Source organism: Micromonospora sp. WMMD882, assembly GCF_027497255.1.
In the GTDB taxonomy this organism is placed as follows: Bacteria; Actinomycetota; Actinomycetes; order Mycobacteriales; family Micromonosporaceae; genus Micromonospora.
The window spans coordinates 2,021,478-2,038,522 of the sequence record NZ_CP114903.1; the positions used below are offsets into that span (position 1 = coordinate 2,021,478).

General features: G+C 69.2%; 18 protein-coding genes and 1 tRNA gene. 14 read left to right on the top strand and 5 right to left on the bottom strand.

Going from position 1 to position 17,045, the window contains the following annotated elements; all coding sequences use genetic code 11:
• Positions 1 to 1,550: 1,550 nt before the first annotated feature.
• On the bottom strand, positions 1,551 to 2,456 hold the full coding sequence (locus O7606_RS07890; RefSeq protein ID WP_281598410.1) for a DMT family transporter: 906 nt from the start codon (positions 2,454 to 2,456) through the stop codon (positions 1,551 to 1,553).
• 11 nt (positions 2,457 to 2,467) lie between these two features.
• A complete protein-coding gene (locus O7606_RS07895; RefSeq protein WP_281598411.1) occupies positions 2,468 to 3,250 on the bottom strand; it encodes a GntR family transcriptional regulator in 783 nt (260 codons plus the stop codon).
• Positions 3,251 to 3,564: 314 nt separating this feature from the next.
• On the opposite strand from O7606_RS07895, the gene O7606_RS07900 reads away from it, so the two are divergent.
• The 14 genes from O7606_RS07900 (at position 3,565) to O7606_RS07965 (ending at position 14,509) form a co-directional block, all read left to right on the top strand.
• Entirely contained in the window at positions 3,565 to 3,942 is a 378-nt protein-coding gene (locus O7606_RS07900) for a DUF6284 family protein (RefSeq protein ID WP_281598412.1), read from the top strand.
• Complete coding sequence (locus O7606_RS07905) at positions 3,942 to 4,310, top strand: RRQRL motif-containing zinc-binding protein (protein ID WP_281599543.1); 369 nt, start codon at positions 3,942 to 3,944, stop codon at positions 4,308 to 4,310. Before O7606_RS07900 ends, O7606_RS07905 begins: the two co-directional genes overlap by 1 nt.
• A 142-nt stretch (positions 4,311 to 4,452) precedes the next feature.
• On the top strand, positions 4,453 to 4,764 hold the full coding sequence (locus tag O7606_RS07910) for a hypothetical protein (protein ID WP_281599544.1): 312 nt from the start codon (positions 4,453 to 4,455) through the stop codon (positions 4,762 to 4,764).
• Complete coding sequence (locus tag O7606_RS07915) at positions 4,761 to 4,940, top strand: hypothetical protein (RefSeq protein WP_281598413.1); 180 nt, start codon at positions 4,761 to 4,763, stop codon at positions 4,938 to 4,940. The genes O7606_RS07910 and O7606_RS07915 overlap by 4 nt, the downstream gene beginning before the upstream one ends.
• On the top strand, positions 4,937 to 5,938 hold the full coding sequence (locus O7606_RS07920; protein ID WP_281598414.1) for an ABC transporter permease: 1,002 nt from the start codon (positions 4,937 to 4,939) through the stop codon (positions 5,936 to 5,938). Before O7606_RS07915 ends, O7606_RS07920 begins: the two co-directional genes overlap by 4 nt.
• Before the next feature lie 94 nt (positions 5,939 to 6,032).
• Entirely contained in the window at positions 6,033 to 6,539 is a 507-nt protein-coding gene (locus O7606_RS07925; protein WP_281598415.1) for an NUDIX domain-containing protein, read from the top strand.
• An 82-nt stretch (positions 6,540 to 6,621) separates the two neighbouring features.
• Positions 6,622 to 6,810, top strand: coding sequence for a hypothetical protein (locus tag O7606_RS07930; RefSeq protein WP_281598416.1), 189 nt, complete (start codon positions 6,622 to 6,624; stop codon positions 6,808 to 6,810).
• 94 nt (positions 6,811 to 6,904) lie between these two features.
• Positions 6,905 to 9,088 carry an FtsK/SpoIIIE domain-containing protein gene (locus tag O7606_RS07935; protein ID WP_281598417.1) on the top strand — a complete coding sequence of 728 codons (2,184 nt, stop codon included), beginning with the start codon at positions 6,905 to 6,907 and terminating at the stop codon, positions 9,086 to 9,088.
• Positions 9,089 to 9,472: 384 nt separating this feature from the next.
• Positions 9,473 to 9,760: a DUF4326 domain-containing protein gene (locus O7606_RS07940; RefSeq protein ID WP_281598418.1), complete on the top strand. Its 288-nt coding sequence runs from the start codon at positions 9,473 to 9,475 to the stop codon at positions 9,758 to 9,760.
• The gene (locus tag O7606_RS07945) at positions 9,757 to 10,053 is read left to right on the top strand and encodes a hypothetical protein (protein ID WP_281598419.1); all 297 of its coding nucleotides are present in this window, start codon (positions 9,757 to 9,759) and stop codon (positions 10,051 to 10,053) included. The genes O7606_RS07940 and O7606_RS07945 overlap by 4 nt, the downstream gene beginning before the upstream one ends.
• A 33-nt stretch (positions 10,054 to 10,086) precedes the next feature.
• Positions 10,087 to 11,034, top strand: a complete 948-nt coding sequence (locus tag O7606_RS07950) for a bifunctional DNA primase/polymerase (protein WP_281598420.1) — start codon at positions 10,087 to 10,089, stop codon at positions 11,032 to 11,034.
• Positions 11,031 to 12,590 carry a hypothetical protein gene (locus O7606_RS07955; RefSeq protein ID WP_281598421.1) on the top strand — a complete coding sequence of 520 codons (1,560 nt, stop codon included), beginning with the start codon at positions 11,031 to 11,033 and terminating at the stop codon, positions 12,588 to 12,590. The genes O7606_RS07950 and O7606_RS07955 overlap by 4 nt, the downstream gene beginning before the upstream one ends.
• Before the next feature lie 531 nt (positions 12,591 to 13,121).
• Entirely contained in the window at positions 13,122 to 13,304 is a 183-nt protein-coding gene (locus tag O7606_RS07960) for a helix-turn-helix domain-containing protein (protein ID WP_348651158.1), read from the top strand.
• Positions 13,304 to 14,509, top strand: a complete 1,206-nt coding sequence (locus tag O7606_RS07965; protein WP_281598423.1) for a site-specific integrase — start codon at positions 13,304 to 13,306, stop codon at positions 14,507 to 14,509. Before O7606_RS07960 ends, O7606_RS07965 begins: the two co-directional genes overlap by 1 nt.
• 84 nt (positions 14,510 to 14,593) lie before the next feature.
• Here O7606_RS07965 and O7606_RS07970 read toward each other — a convergent pair.
• From O7606_RS07970 to cmk, 3 genes are all read right to left on the bottom strand, one after another.
• Positions 14,594 to 14,667 (bottom strand) — tRNA-Pro (locus O7606_RS07970).
• 138 nt (positions 14,668 to 14,805) lie between these two features.
• Entirely contained in the window at positions 14,806 to 16,209 is a 1,404-nt protein-coding gene (gene der / locus O7606_RS07975; protein ID WP_281598424.1) for a ribosome biogenesis GTPase Der, read from the bottom strand.
• Positions 16,206 to 16,886 carry a (d)CMP kinase gene (gene cmk / locus O7606_RS07980; protein ID WP_281598425.1) on the bottom strand — a complete coding sequence of 227 codons (681 nt, stop codon included), beginning with the start codon at positions 16,884 to 16,886 and terminating at the stop codon, positions 16,206 to 16,208. The genes der and cmk overlap by 4 nt, the downstream gene beginning before the upstream one ends.
• Between the last annotated feature and the right edge of the window lie 159 nt (positions 16,887 to 17,045).

Sequence of the window (17,045 nt, forward strand, 5' to 3'; positions counted from 1 at the left end):
CGTCGGGACGGCCGGATTCGAACCGACGACCCCTTGACCCCCAGGAGGATCCGTTACGCATCTATGCAGGTCACACACGCCGTGACCGCAACTGCGCCGTGCACCCGCCGCGCTTCGTCCACATGTACGGCAGAGGCGGGTACGACGTGTGGTCCCCATCGGGTCCCTGTGTCGGCTCCCTCAACTTCAGTCGCTCACGGTGATCACGATTGAAGCGGTTGACACCCTGTGGGCTTTCCCTGTCACACCCGTGACGTAGCGTGCGGTCATGGCCCACCACCTGCCTGAGGATGGCACAGCGCTCTCGGACTCCTCGCAGAGCGAAGGCACTGCAACTGAAGCCAGCGGATTGGCCCCACCAACTGCGATCAACGGTCTTCCCAGCGATAAGGAACAGGATCCAGAGGCCAGCGCCCGCGCCGAAGATGGGAGGTGGCCACCCCTCTGGATGCAAGTCACGGCGCTTGTCTCCGCCTCTCTGGTTACTCTCCTCTGCCTGGCAGCCCTATGGCCCTTTTTCAAAAGCGCCATCGAAGTCGCTTCCTTGATTACAGAAACGCGACCAGTAAAATCAACTATCGAACCCGTCAGGGTGTACCTTGCGTCTACCGCAGAGGGTTTCGCGGTAAAAGGGAGTGAACTTTTTAGGATTTGGGTAGCAAGCGGGATCGCCTTACTGGCATTAGCCTGGGCTGGGTCAATCGGTGCACGCATTGGCTGGTTCGCCTTTGGAATACTGACGACCGCAATGGCATGGGAAGGGTCCGAACCGCAACACGCCACGATAGCTGCCGGCCTTAGCGTGATCTGGTGGTCTCTGATCTCGATCCCCGCATATCGTCGCACCACAAACAAAAGCGGCTATTCCCCATCCCCTCACCCGCTCTTCCGAATATTGGAACTTCTCCAATCGAGCCGCCTTGCCACCCTCTTGCTTGGACCAAATCAAGCATCCACGGCTACCGCGCTACCCGAGCACGCTCAATCAGCAATACATTACTCCCCGGACTCTAACCGTGCAGCGGAGTTGAGGGGCGCTGAAATGCAGCGGAGAATCGATAGCAGCATCGCCCGGCACGGCTTCGATAACGTAGCCACGTACATCAAAGCGAACTGGGGCAGGTCGCGAAAGGTAATGAGCGAGGAGCTAGGCGCACCCGAATGGTTCGTCAAAGAGCTCATACGAGCACATTTTCCACCCAGAGAGGGGACGTCGATCGGCCGAACGCCATGGCAAATCAAACAGGAAGCTTTAGCGCATTTTCGAAATGGCGAAAGCTTTGCATCCATCGGAAGACGATACCGCGTTAGCGGAGGAACTGTTAGTCGCTGGATTAGGGAGGAAGATCCCGGCGCTCAGTCGGCATCGAGCGATAGCCGCGAAGAAGAACGGGGGAATGAAGAGGGCAACGGCTCAACTAATTAGTCCAGGGCGACGCATCTCACCCGACCATCAGACTAACGGGACAAACTGTCTGACCGGACAGCCAAGTGCGCCAGTCCTTGCGCTTTGCCACCTAGGGGCGAAAGCACAATCCGGCACCCGACCCTTAACGCGTAATCGTTGTCGATTCGGCCTTAGTGGATGATTTGCGTTGCTGAGCTAGCCCGATGCCAGCCAGGACGAATATCATGCCCGCGAACATCGACCAGGTGAGCTGCTCATTCACTACTAGGGCACCAAGTACGACCGCGACGATGGGAAGCAGGTAGGTGGTGGTGCTCGCAACAGTCGGCCCTTCGTCCTCAATCAGTCGGTAATTGAGCACGTAGGCAGCCCCGGTACCTAGCAAGCCAAGGACGAGAAGGCTGGCAACCGCGTCGACCCGCCACGACGGCGCTACGAATCCTTGGACTGGTAAGGCGAACGCAACGAGAATCGCTCCGGCCGCAAGCTGGCTTGCCGCCAGAGTTATCGAGGAAATTCCTCGACCAGCGAGGAATTTCCCCATGTAGACGTAACTGACCCCGTAGCTGGCTGCGGCGGCAAGGCAGGCGATCCCGCCCCAGCTTGCGATTTCGCCTGCCGACCGCCACGGCGAGAAGATCAGGAGCGTTCCCGTAAACCCGAGGACCATGCCGATAGCGCGCTTCGGACTAACAGCGCGGTCTGCACCGACCAAGAATGCGATAAGGACAGTCCATAACGGCGTGGTGGCGTTAAGTACGCCAGCCACGTTGGAGCCTACCGTCTGTTCACCTACACCAAACAGGGTGTACGGGATGGCGTTGGCAACCAGGGCGGCAACGAATAAGTGCCCCCAGGTCCTTGAACCAGTCGGCCATTTCATTTCTCGCATCATCGCGATCGGTGCTAGCACGATGACACCGAGCACTAGGCGTACAAGCACGATTTGTACCGGAGTGAAGCCGCGCAGCGCTAGTTTGATCCACAGGAAGCTTGATCCCCATAGCAGAGCTAACAGGGCCAGCCTGACCAGGCTGCTGCGGCTCATCCGATACTCCCTTAGTCCTCTACGGGCATTTCGTAGTCAAGGCCGTTCAGGTCGCTGCGCATGACGAACCTCGTGACTTCGAATGCCTGCATCTTGTCGTCAATGCCCGTGTGGAGAACTTCGATTACGGGCACGCCGGGTGGAATCGACAAGCCTTTCGCCTCTTCCGGCGTGGGCATGCGCGCCGAGATCTCTTCCCGGATTCGGGCGATCGGATAACCAAGTTCCTCGAATCTGGCGTAGATACTCCCCCGCCCTAATGTCTTCTCACTGGCCAGTGGTGACGTTCCCGCAACCGCAGTCGGGATGTACGTAACACCCACCTGCACAGGTTCGTCATCCGCGAAGTACCAGTTCTCACGCCGAATCACCACGTCCTCGGAGCGGTCAAGCCCAAGCCGCTCCGCCACGTCTTCGGGTGGCGAATCCTGCGTCACCGAACGGCACTCGACCCGTGCCGTGCGCCCCTGCTTGGTCACCTCGATTCGGAACGGGGAAAGCCCCGTCTCCCCGCGCAGACGGCGCGAGTAGCGGTTAGCGCCGAGCCTCATCAGCGCGGGTCGGTTACGGACGAACACGCCTCGCCCATGTTGAGCATCCACCAGCCCTTCAGCTTGCAGAAGGGCCACCGCTTCCCGTGCGGTGTTGCGGGCCGTGCCGTACTCGGCAGCAAGCGAACGCTCCGACGGAAGCTTGTCCCCTGGCTTCAACTCCCGTTGCTTGATCCGCTCCCGCAGAGCATCAGCAATCCGCCTACTTGGTAGACGTTTGTCCTGTTCAGGCGATTCAGCCATGGCACCCCACCTCCACCAACAGCCTAGCGCGACTGGCTCAAGCCAGTCTCTTGACAGACGCGCCCCCGGTCCCCAGACTGGCTTAAGCCAGTTAACTGGCTCAAGCCAGTAGCCGGATGGTTGTCGGGGAAGGCGGCACATGCCGCACGCCTACGAGCCACCGCGCCTACTCGTCCTGTGTCAACTGCATGGGGTCGCACCTCCCCGAAAAGGTCGCCACGCATGGGCTAAGGCCCGTGCATCTCCCCTGTACACGCCCCGCGATGGTCCGCGCGACGATGCGCGGTCCGTCGCCTCCACACCCGGAGGTTTCCGTGAGGAAACACCCTGTCCCCACCGAGCCGACCCCCGCCGACCTGGGGGCGATCGACGCCGAATGGCCGCTGGTCGCCGCCGAGCTGGACCTGCTCGACGCTGAGATCAGCCTGATCTACGCCGAGGATCACGGGGGCCCGTCCCCGCTCGACTGGCGACGGGTCCGCCGGGCTGAGGCCCGTGTCACCCGCGCCGCCGCCACGGCGGTCCGTCCGGCTTGGAGCACTGACGGCTGCGTGCCGCACCGCCTGGTCGTGGTCGGCTGGACCGGTTGCAGCTACCGCTGCGAGATCGTGCGCTGCGGCACCTGCGGTGGTGAGCAGGTGTTGCACCGGACCGAAGACGGATGCCGCGCCGGCACCGCCCGCGCGGCCTGATGGGCCGCATCCGCGCCGCGTACTGGGATCCGGACGGGTCGCGGTACGGCATCCCTACCTACTGGTGGCAGGGTGCCCCGCCCGGTTACGCGACTCGCCGGCAACTGCGCGCCGCCGGTCTGCGCCCGGCCGGTCAGCCGGTAGCCGCGCAGATCCTCTGGCGCGGCATCGGCGGCACCCGCACCGCCTACCTGTACCGGGTCGATCTGGCCCGACCGAAGCGCACCGCCACCCCCGCCCAACTCCGCGCCGTCCGCGCGGCCCTGACCGCCCGGCGGACCTGCCCGACCTGCCGGGTGGTGCGCCCGTACTTCATCCCGCGCTCGCTGGGCGAGTGCACCCTCTGCGCCTACGGAGACCCGCCATGACCCTGCTCTTGCTGCTGCTGATCCTGCTCGGCGGTCCCGCCGTGATGCTCACCCCGTTCCTGATCGGCCACCTGCTCAACCGGCCGACCCCGAGGATGAAGGAGACCCTGCGATGACCGACCGCAAGACCCGCCGCGCCGTGCTGGCCGAGCTGCTGTTGCTGGCCAACCCCGCCGGTATCCGCGCCTCCACCTCCGACGCGCTGTCGGTCGACTTCGACAGCATCGCTGAGCTTCGCGGGTGGCTGCGGCTGGCCGGACTCGACACCGCCAACCTGCTCACCGGCGAGCGTGACAGCACCGACACCGAGGGCCGGCCGTACCGCAGCGCGTACGCCTACCCGGTGTGGCACGGCTGGAAGATCTACGCCTACGCCCGTGACTACACCGACACCGCCGCCCCGCTCGACCCGGCCACCACCGACCAGCTCACCGCCCTGGTGGTGGCCGGGTGAACGCCTGGACGCCGAAGCGCACCCGCCGGCCCTGGTCGACCAGCCCCGACGTGTTCACCTCCACCGGCCGGGACGGCTACTGCGGTGACGCCAAGAGCGGCCGGACGTGGGGCGTCAGCGAACACCGCCCCTACCCGCTTCCCCGCCCCGCTACCCGGAAGGACCGCACCCGATGACCGCTCCCACGATCAACGGCACGAAGTACCCGCAGCCCATCGAGGACCTGCTGCCGGCCGCTCGCGCGTTGGTGTTGCCCGAGGGGCAGAAGCTGCCGTCGCGTAACCGGCTGATGCGGGAGTTCCACATCGGCGCGCCGAAGGCCGATGCCCTGCGCGCGTTGCTGATGAACGAGGGCATCCGCCGGGATCTCGACCAGGCCGAACGGGACGGCCGACTGACCCGGCCCGGCACCCGCACGTCCGGCCCGGTGGTGTTCGACTACCCGGAACCGATCGGCCCGGACCCGGCCGACGACCAGGCCGAGCGGGCCCGCCTCTACAACCTGGTCCGGGGCGGTACCGGCGGCACGGTCGACGTGGCCGAGGCGGCCCGCCGGGTGGCCGACGACCCGCACGCCCCCGACTACGTCCGGTCGGTCGCCCGGGACCTGATCGACACCGCCCCGGACACCCGGGCGCACGCCGACACCGGCCACGCCCCGACCGCCACCGGGCAGCCGCCGGCCGTCGAGCCGACCGGGCAGGTAGAGCCGGTCGGACACCCGGACACGAAGATCCGCCCCGCACGGTCCCGGCGGGCGGTGGTGTGGCCCGTGATCCTGCTGGCGCTGCCCGCGTTCGTCGCGATCTGGGGTGGCTGGGTCGGACTCGGGAAGCTGACCGGGTTCGGGAAGGTGAACCTGTTGCCGGGGATCGGGTCCGGTTGGGTCATCGACACCGCCATCACCCTGCCCATCGGTGTCGAGACGTACGGGGCTTTCGCGCTCTACGTGTGGCTCACCGGTCGGGTGCCCGCGCGGGCGGCCCGGTTCGCGAAGTGGTCCGCCCTCGGGTCCCTGGCCATCGGCGCGCTCGGGCAGGTCGCCTATCACCTGCTGATCGCGGCCGGGATCACGTCCGCCCCGTGGTGGATCACGACCCTTGTCGCGTGCCTGCCGGTGGCCGTTCTCGGGATGGGCGCCGCCCTCGCCCACCTGATGCACGCCGACCAGTAGCTACGCCCGGCGGCACAGCCCTACGGCCTCAGAAACCAGTGCTGTGCCGCCGGCCCCATGCCCATCTGTCAAAGGACTTCAGGGAGAGATACCCATGTTCGCAGGTTCGACCATTGTGCACGCGCTCAGCCGGCACTTCACCGCGTCCGCTGTCGTGATCGACGCGGACGCCCGGCGGGTGCTGTTGATCGACCACAAGGCGTCCGGTCTCCGGCAGTTCCCCGGAGGGCATGTCGACCCGGATGAGACCGGTGACGAAGCCGCTATCCGTGAGGTGCGCGAGGAAACCGGCGTGATCGCCACTGTGTGGACCCCGACCAGGTTCGTGGTGCCCGGTGCCCGTCGGGTGCACCCGACGCCGTTCATGGTCGCGGAGTTCCCCGCGCCGCCGAAGCCGCACAAGGGTGAGCCCGCCCACCACCACATCGATTTGCTGTACATCGCTACGGCTGACAGCTCGGCCCCGATGACCACTCAACTTGCCGAGGTTGACGGCGCGGTGTGGTTGCCGCTGGACAACCTCGCCGTAGCCGCTGTCCGCGCTGACGTGCCCCCGGTCGCCACTGCCGCCTGGAAGGCCCTGACCGGCCAGACGCTCTGACCGCTTCCATCGCCACCGGATCATCGCCCGGTGGCGGTGGTAGCCGCCAGAGCGTCTGGCCGGCGGAGAGGAGCACTACGTCATGGACAAGAGCAAGAACCTGAGCATGCAGCTCGGCGACAAGGCGGACTGCGTGGCCTGCGGCACCGAGATCACCAAGGTCGAACAGGGGCGCGGTGTGCAGGTCTGGGTAGACGCCAGGGGCGACGCCTACCACGGCTTCGGCATCGGCGGCCACCTGCCGCTCAAGGGCACCGTCCGGCGTCCCTGACCCCGCCCCGGCGGCACAGCCCTCATGGCCTGGAAACCAGTGCTGTGCCGCCGGTCCTCCCCAACCGTCAACTGATCACGGAGGAACCCTCATCATGACGTCTCCCCGAGACGAATTCGACTGGCAGGCCGCTGAGGCCGACGTGAACACCACGGGTGGCCCGGACGCTCACGTGGTCGACCTGGACGCCGCCCGCGCCGCCCGCACCACCGGCCCGACCGCCGCCGACGCCGGTGAGGGCGGGCAGGCGCTGGTCGACTCCCCCGACGCCCAGCGCGCTCCGCGATTCACCCTTGACGGGGCGCGGGTGGGGCAGCGTCGGCCGATCCTGCCCGCATGGCTGCGTTCGCGTGCCGAGCTGCACGACGTGATGCGGTGGACGGTGGGGCACCTGCTGCACACCAGCGGCTACCACCTGGTGCGGGTGCCGAAGTACCTCGGCAAGCTGGCGTGGCGTGCCCCGGTCGGCGCGGGCCGGCTGCTGACCGCAGCGGCGCGGTGGTTGTTCGATTGGGAGGGCGAGTCGTTGCGGCAGGCCACCGCCCGCCGGGACGCCGCCGAGGACTACTTGAAGTTGTCCCGCCAGCGTGACCGGCGGGTCCGGTGGCGGGGCATCGTCGCCACCCTCACCACCGCGCTCACCCTCACCGGCGGTACCGCGATGCTGTGGGCACCCACCTGGGCGCAGTGGACCGTCCCGGCCCTGCTGGCCACCCTGTGCGGGATGTTCGGGCAGCCCGCCGACCGGCCGCTGTTGGATACGGCGGTGGTGGTGCCCCGGGTCGCGCGGTTGACCTCGGACGTGGTGGTGCGCGCCCTGGTCGTGCTGGGCATCGCGGGTATCAATCAGGCGATCGCGAAGCAGGGCGCCCGCGCGATCGGGTTCACCGCGCCGATCGTGCGCGACGGTCCTGGGTGGCGGGCCGATGTCGACCTGCCGCCCGGGGTGACGGCCGGGGACGTGATCGAACGCCGTGACCGGCTCGCCGCCGGCCTCACCCGCCCCCTGGGCTGTGTGTGGCCCGAGGGCATGCCCGAGGTGCACCCGGGTCGGCTGATGCTGTGGGTCGGTGATCAGGACATGGCCACCGCCCGCCAGCCCGCCTGGCCCCTCGCGAAGGCTGGTGGTTTCGACCTGTCCCGACCGGTGCCGTTCGGCACCGACCCGCGCGGCCGGATCGTGGCCTTCGACCTGCCCTACACCAACGTCCTGATCGGGTCGATTCCCGGCTACGGCAAGACCGCCGCGATTCAGGTGCCGATGCTCGCCGCCGCCCTGGACCCGCACACCGAGCTGTGGTGCTTCGAGTTCAAGGGAACTGGCGGACTCGACCCCCTCGCCAAGGTCGCGACCCGGTACGCCTCCGGCGCCGACGACGACACCGCCGAACAGGGCCTCGAAGCGCTGCGCGAGCTGCGCAAGGAGTGCCAACGCCGCGCCGCCGTCATCAAGGGCCTACCGAAGGCGGTGTGCCCGGACAACAAGGTCACCCCCGAACTCGCCCGCCGTAAGAACCTCGGTCTGCGCTGGCTGGTCGCGGCGTTCGACGAGATCCAGGAGCTGTTCAGCCATCCGGAGTTCGGCAAGGAAGCCGGGGAACTGGCGGAGAAGGTCATCAAGTTGGGTCGCGCCCTGGGCGTGATCCTGCTGTTCGCCACCCAACGCCCCGACGCGAAGAGCCTGCCGACCGGGGTCAGCGCGAACGTGGGTACCCGGTTCTGCCTGCGCGTCATGGGCCAGTTGGAGAACGACATGGTCCTTGGCACCAGTGCCTACAAGAACGGGGTCCGGGCGACCATGTTCACCCGCAAGGACAAGGGCGTCGGCTACCTGGTCGGCGCGGCCGACGACGCGCAGATCGTCCGCACGTTCTACGTCGACGGCCCGACCGCCGAACGGATCACCGACCGCGCCCGCGCGTTGCGGGAGCAGGCCGGGACGCTCACCGGCCACGCCGCCGGGCAGGAGACGGTCACCCCGGCCGCCCGCCGGGACACCCTCCTTGACGACATCCTCACCGTCGTACCGGCCGGTGAGGCGAAGGTGTGGACGGAGATCCTCACCGAACGGCTCGCCGATCTCCGGCCGGACGTCTACGGCGACCTGACCCGCGACCAGTTGACGGCCGCGTTGAAGCCGTACGGGATCACCACCGGGCAGGTCTGGGGCACCGACCCGACCACCGGGCGGGGAGCGAACCGGCGCGGCATCGACCGCACGCACGTCGCTGACACGGTGGCCGAACGTAACCGACAGCGGCGGGACAAAGCGGCGTAAGCCGGACGGCGGCAGGTGGCTAGGTCTAGCGGTGGCCCCCGCTAGACCTAGCACCCCCGCTAGCAACCCATCCCAATCCTGGCCAGCGCCCTAACCCCTAGCGGCGCTCCCCTCACCGCGCCCTCGATCCGGTCTGTGGAGGCATCCCGTGACCCCCATCGTTCTGCTCGCTAGCCTCGCCGCCCTCATCTACGCAGCGTCATACGCGATCGTCTGTGCCGTGTCCCCGTGGGGGCGTTGCCGGCGCTGCCACGGACGCCGATCCCACCGCACGGCCATCGGTACCCGCCGGGACTGCCCCCGCTGCGGCGGCACCGGCATCCGCGTCCGCGTCGGCCGCCGCCTCGCCGAGCATGTCCGCGCCCAGTACCGGGACGGCGCCCGATGACCGCCCGGCGCATCCAACGCCGCCGCACGGCTGGTTGGCGGATGCCCGAGGGCGCGGTCTACGTCGGCCGTCCCGGCCGCTGGGGCAACCCCTTCCGGGGTGACACCCCCGCCAGCCGCGCCGGCGCGGTACGGCTGTTCCGGCTGTGGGTCGCGCGGCACCCCGACTACGCCGACGCCGTCCGCGCGGAACTGGCCGGCAAGACCCTCGCCTGCTGGTGCCCGCTCGACAAGCCCTGCCACGCCGACGTCCTGGTCGACATCGCCAACCAGGCGACACCATGACCCGCCGGCATGCTGGCCGCGACGGACACACCGACTGGTGCGCCCGGGACCACCGCTGCAACCTCACCGAACACCGGTCGACGGAAATCCTGGTCGACCTTCCCGGCCACGCCCGCGCCGTCCTCACCCGCGTCCGCACCGCGACCGGCCGGGATCACGCCGAGATCCGGCTCCGCGTCGCCCTGGCCGTCACCGAACCGGCCGCCCGCCGACAACTGGCCGGCCTACTCACCGACGTCCGCCGCACCGTCACCCGCGCCGCTCTCGCTCGGCGGCCCCGGCCCGAACGCTGACCCCGCCCCCGCCGACACACCACGGAGGCATCCATGCCCGAACACGACCTGCTCACCGCCGCTCTCGCCCACGCCGCACGCGGCTGGCACGTCTTCCCGCTCCGCCGCGACGACAAGCGACCCGCGTTCCCCGACCACGCCGCCGACCGGTGCGCCGGCCACGACCCGCGCTGCCACGCCGCCGGCCGGCACCTCGGCTGGGAAGACCGCGCCACCTGCGACCCGGCCCGCATCCGCCGGGCCTGGTCGCACCGGCCCTACGGCATCGGCATCGCGTGCGGCCCGTCCCGGCTGCTGGTGGTCGACCTGGACGTGATGAACCACCCCGACGACACCCCACCCCCCGCCTGGGCCAACGCCACCGACGGCGTCGACGTCCTCGCCGCCCTCGCCGACCGCCACGGCGGCAGCATCGAACCCACGTACACCGTGACCACCGGGCGGGGCGGAAGCCACCTCTACTACCAGCACCCCACCAGCGGGCCGAAACTGCGCAACACCACCGGGGACCGGGGCGGACTCGGCTGGAAGGTCGACACCCGCGCCCACGGCGGCTACGTCGTCGCCGCCGGCAGCACCGTCAACAACCGGCCCTACGAGGTGGCGCTGGACTGCGACCCCGCCCCGCTACCCGGATGGCTGGCCGGCCTGCTCACCCCCACGCCCCGACCCACCCGACCACCGGTTGCCGTTGCGGCGCCCGCCATCCGGCGCGGCCGATACGTCGCCGCCGCGATCCGCCACCAGGTCGCCCACCTCACCGCCGCCCCCGACGGCCAACGCAACCACGCCCTGTTCACCTCCGCCGTCGCCCTCGGCCAGCTCGCCGCCGGAGGCGCGCTCACCGACGACGACGTGACCGCCGCCCTCGAACCCGCCGCCCTAGCGATCGGCCTACCGCCGGGCGAGATCGCGCGCACCATCGCGTCCGGTCTGCGCACCGGGGCACGCAACCCGCGCACCATCAGGAAGGCAGCATGAGCACCCGCCTACAGATCGGCACCGGACCCGAAACCATCCGCGTCCTCAAAACCGCCCTGGTCGACGGGCTGCTACCGGACACCTACGTGTCGGCCGGGGCGTTGGTGCACATGGAAGCGGTGTCCGGTGGCCTCACCACCGCCGCCGACGACGACTCCCCGCTGCCCGTCGCGGCGAGCATGGTCACCCCGGCCGGGCTGGCCGGGCTGCTCGCCGAACACGCCTACGTCTACCGGCTCAAGACCCGCAAGGACGACGCCGGAAACCCTGAACCGTACGAGGAAGAGACCACCCCACCCCGGGACATCCTCTCGTCCGTGCTGGCCGGGAAGACGTGGCAGGGCGTGCCACCGCTACGCGGCATCATCGGCGCACCCGTGCTGCGCCGCGACGGCACCCTGTTACAGCGCCCCGGCTACGACCCCACCACCGGCCTCTACCTCGCCAGCAAGGTCGCCCTGCCCCCGGTGCCCGACGAACCCACCCCGGAGCAGGTAGCCGACGCGCGGACCTTTCTGCTCGACCGGTTCCTGCGCGACTTCCCCTGGGCGTCCGCCGCCGATCGGGCGAACTACGTGGCGCTGTTGGCGACGCCGATCCTGCGGCACTTCACCCGCTCCCTCACCCCGTTCGCCCTGATCGACGCGACCATGCCGTCCTCGGGTAAAACGATCCTGACCGCCGGGCCGGGGATGCTCTACGGGCAACGCGTCATGACCTGGGCGTACTCGGATGAGGAGTTGCGGAAGTCCATCACCGCGGTCCTCGCCGAACAGGTCGGCGTCGTCATCTGGGACAACCTCGCCGAAGGCACCGTCATCGACTCCGCCGTCCTCGCGCAGCTGGTCACCAGCGGCGTGTGGTCCGACCGACAGCTAGGGGCGTCCCGCAACGTCGCCACCGTCAACGACCGCCTATGGATGGCCACCGGCAACAACCTCCAAGTCGGCGGAGACATGGCCTCCCGCACCGTCCGCGTACGCCTCGACCCGGACATGCCCCGGCCGGAGCTGCGCGACCAACGCGGGTTCGGCATCCCGCACCTTGACCAGTGGATCACCGACCCCACCAACCAACTGACCGTGCTGTGGCACCTCCTGGTCCTGGTGCTCGACTGGACCCGGCAGGGAGCGCCACGGGTGTCCGGGTTGTCGATGCGGCAGTTCACACCGTGGGCGCAAGCCCTCGGCGGGTTCCTCGCCCACCATGGCATCGACGGGTTCCTCACCAACGCCGCCGACGTCCGCGAGATCGACGAAGACGAAACGCGCTGGCGCGCGTTCCTCACCACCTGGCGCGACCGCCACGGTGGGCGGGCTCTGACCGCCGCTGAACTCCGCAAAGACGCCGAACCGGTCATGCTCGGCAGCACTGAACATGACCCGTGGGACGGGCAATTCATCACCACCCACAACGGCCGGCTACCTAACCCCCTGCAACTCGGCCGACTCCTCACCGGGCAGGCCGGACGGTGGCGCGGTGACCACGTCATCCGGGCCGGCAAGAACGACCGGGGCGACCGGTCCGTGTTCTGGGTCGAGCACCACCAGGGATGAAACCCGCTGAACCATCTCCGCATCTCCGCAACGCCGCACCAACCCGCCACCACCAGCGCAAACAATCTGCGGAGATCAGAACCTAGAGGATCATCGATCTCCGCATCTCCGCAGACTTTGCGGAGATCAGACCCCCTCTGCGGAGATCACCCCTCCGACTCTCCGCCTATCTCCGCAAGCATTCGCGCAGCTCACAGCCATGTTTGCGGAGATGCGGAGATGCGGAGATGGTTCAGCCCTCCCGCGCACAGCACGCACCGACCACCGCCACTGACCGACGCAGCACGCCCGCTGAGAGCCACACAGACAGCAGGACGCATGGCCGACACCAGGCAGGCCGAAATCTTGGCTCTACGGCGCTCTCAGCGGGCCGGCTTAGCTCAATCTGCCGCAAGCCGTCCCGAACCCTGCTCAACCGCCCCCACGGACCGAAAGGCGCTCACCGTGCGACTCGTGAGGCAGAACGCCGCACCAGACACGTCCGCCACCCCGGAAGGAGCCGACATCATCCGACTCTCACCGAAGCCGTTCATGTCCACGGAGGAGCTTGCCGAACTGCTCGATGTCGACCCGTCGACCGTCCGGCGGTGGCGCACCGTCCCGCCGTTGCAGGGTCCGCCGTTCATCCCGATCTCTGAGCGGGTGGTGAAGTACGCGACGGCCGACGTTGAGCGGTGGCTGTCCGCGCGCCGGGTCGACCCGAGGGCGGCCTGATGGCGGTTCCCCAGCAACCACCCATCGGCGTACCTCTCGGTTCCGATGTGGAGTTCCGGGCAGGCCGCGACCGGCCCTACCGGGCGCGCGTCCGGTGGGTCGACCCGTCGACCAAGCGGCGCCGGTCCAAATCCGCGACGGTCGCCACGCCCGAGGAAGCGCAAGCGTGGATCGACGGCATGGTCAACGCGGCACAGGGTGGCGTCGACCCGCTCGCCGCGACGAAGCGGCTGACGGAGTACGGCGAGAGCGTGATGCCGCTGGCGCTCCGAGGGCTGGAACGGAAGACCCTCGATCCGTACCTGGCCGGGTGGCGAAAGCGGGTGGTGCCCGCCCTCGGGCACATCCCGGTCCGGATGATTACCAACGGCGTGGTCGATCGGGCCGTCCACGCCTGGATTGCCGAGGAATGCAGCCGTTCCACGGTTAAGAACAGTCTCGCCGTGCTGGTTCGGGTGATGGAGCAGGCCGTCCGGGACGGCATCATCTCGCGCAACCCCGCACAGGTGACCGGGTGGCAGCGCGAATACCAGCGGGCGGAAGACGAGTTGGACGATCCGCGCACGCTCGCCCTGCCCGATTGGGAATCGCTGACCACGCTCGCCGCCGCGCTGGTGGAACGATCGGCGAACAACTTCCCCGGGTGGGGAGATGTCGTCATCTTCGCCGCGTGCACGGCGGCCCGAATCGGCGAGGTGTCCGGCGTCCGCGCCGAGGACATCGACCGGAAATCGTGGATGTGGACGGTACGCCGACAGACCACACCCGGACCCGGTGGCCTCATCGACAAGGGCACCAAAGGCAAGCGGGCACGGATGGTCCCGCTGATCGAAGAAGTGCGACCAATCGTGATCCGCCGCCTGGACTCGGTCAGCGACCCCCACTCCCGGCTGTTCACCGGTCCACGCGGTGGCCGGATCAGCACGGCGGTGCTCCGGGACGCGACGCATTGGGACGAGGTGGTGACGAAGCTGGGCTACGAGCACCTACGGCGGCACGACCTGCGGCACACCGGCCTGACGTGGATGGCTGACGCCGGGGTGCCGGTGCACGTGCTCCGCAAGATTGCCGGGCACGGTTCGCTGACGACGACGCAGCGGTACCTGCACCCTGACCGGCAGACGATCACCGACGCCGGTACGGCGCTCAGCGCGCACTTGAAGGCCCGTCGGTCCCCAGGTGGTCCCCGGCTACACGCGGTCTAGGTCAACGATCACCTACCGGCGCAGAATGAAATGAAGGCCGTTGACCTGGGCTTACGCTCCGGTCAACGGCCTTTCTGCGTGCTGTCGGGACGGCCGGATTCGAACCGACGACCCCTTGACCCCCAGTCAAGTGCGCTACCAAGCTGCGCCACGTCCCGATGCCGCCGTCGGGTCTCCCCTGCGGCAGCCGGTACAGCTTAGCGCAGGATCTTCCCGACGTACGCACAGGCCCCTCCCGCCACACCCCCTAGACCGTCCTAGGAGAGTGGGTGGTGGGAGGGGCCGGGAAGGAGGGGTCAGCCGTGCGCCTTGCCCCGGCCGCCGGGGCCGAGCTTCTTGCGTGGACGTACCGAGATCTCCACCGGGCTGCCCTCGAAGCCGAACTCCTCGCGGAGCTTGCGCTCGACGAACCGTTGATAGCCGGCGTCCAGCGGCGCGGTGGTGAACAGCACGAACCGGGGCGGGCAGGTGCCCGCCTGGGTGGCGAAGAGGATCTTCGGGGCCCGGCCGCCGCGCACCGGGTGCGGGGTCGCCTGCACCAGCGCGGTGAGCCACGCGTTGAGCTGCGCGGTCGGCACCCGGGTCTCCCAGCTCGCCAGGGCCTGCCGCAGCGCCCCGGCGAGCTTGTCCACCGCCCGGCCGGTCATCGCGGACAGGTTCAGCCGGATCGCCCAGGGGATCCGGCGCAGCTCCCGCTCGATCTCCTTGTCCAGGTAGTACCGGCGGTCCGCGTCGACCAGGTCCCACTTGTTGAACGCGATGACCAGCGCCCGCCCGGACTCGGTGACCATGGACAGGATCCGCTGGTCCTGCTCGCTGATCACCTCGCTGGCGTCCAGCAACACCACCGCCACCTCGGCCGCCTCGATCGCCGAGGCGGTGCGCAGGCTCGCGTAGTACTCGGTGCCGCTGGCCTTGCCGACCCGCTTGCGCAGCCCGGCGGTGTCCACCAGATGCCAGGTCTCCCCGCCGATGCGGACCAGGCTGTCCACCGGGTCGACGGTGGTGCCGGCGACCGCGTCGACCACCGCGCGCTCCTCACCGGAGAAGCGGTTCAGCAGGCTGGACTTGCCGACGTTGGGCCGCCCCACCAGCGCCACCCGGCGCGGACCGCGCGGCCGGTTCTCCACGATCTTCGGGGCCTCGGGCAGGGCCTCCATGATCGCGTCGAGCAGGTCGCCGGAGCCCCGGCCGTGCAACGCCGACACGGCGAACGGCTCACCGAGGCCGAGCGACCACAGCGAGGTCGCCTCCACCTCGATCGCCGTGTTGTCGGCCTTGTTCGCCACCAGGATGACCGGCTTGGCGCTGCGCCGCAGCATCCGTACCGCCGCCTCGTCGACGTCGGTGGCGCCGACCACCGCGTCCACCACGAACAGCACCACGTCGGCGGTGGCCACCGCCGCCTCGGCCTGGGCGGCGATGGCCGCCGCCCGGTCCTTGGCGTCCGGCTCCCAGCCGCCGGTGTCCACCACGGTGAACTCCCGGCCGGCCCACTGCGCGTCGTACGGGACGCGGTCCCGGGTCACCCCGGGCACGTCCTCGACGACCGCCTGCCGCCGCCCGATGATCCGGTTGACCAGCGTCGACTTGCCGACGTTGGGTCGGCCGACCACAGCCACCACCGGCACCGGGCCGGTCGGCTCCTCGTCCGTCAGGTCGGGCTCCCGCAACTCCACCCAGCCGGTGTCCTCGCTCATGCCACGCCCCGCTCGGCGAGCAGCTCCCGCAGCCGGGCGACGACCTCGTCGACGCCCAGCCCGGTGGTGTCCAGCACGACCGCGTCCGCGCTCTGCCGCAGCGGGTCGGCGGCGCGGGTCGAGTCGAATTCGTCCCGTCGCGCCAGGTCGGCGGCGGTGACGGTCACGTCGGCGGCGTCCTCCGCGCTGCGTCGCCGGGCCCGCGCCGCCGCCGAGGCGGTCAGGTAGACCTTCAGCTCCGCGTCGGGGGCCACCACCGACCCGATGTCGCGCCCCTCGACCACGATCCGGCCGGCGTTCGCGATCATCTCGCGCTGCCGGGCCACCAGCAGCGCCCGGACCGCCGGCACGGCGGCCACCGCCGACACCGCGCCGGTCACCTCGGGGCCCCGGATGTCGGCGTCGACGGGCGTCCCGTCGACGGTCACGCCGTACCCCTGGGGGTCGGTGCCGATCCGCAGGTCGACCTCACCGGCGACCTTCGCTACCGCCTCGGCGTCGGCCGGGTCGGTCCCGGAACGCAGCACCGCCCAGGTGACCGCCCGGTACATCGCGCCGGTGTCCAGGTAACGGGCGTCGAGCCCGACGGCCAGCCGCCGGGAGACGGTGGACTTTCCCGAACCGGATGGCCCGTCGACAGCGACCACACATCGCCCGGTCCGTACGTTCTCCGCCACCGCGTGTCCTCCTCAGCCCGTACCTCACGGATCGTCGGAAACGCCGACGCCCGCGAGCGGTAACCCAACGTGGTCCATCATGCCTGGCGGCTCGGACCCGACCGCACCGGCCACCGACCGGCCGCGACGCACGCCACCCGGCCCGGCCGCCGCTTTCTG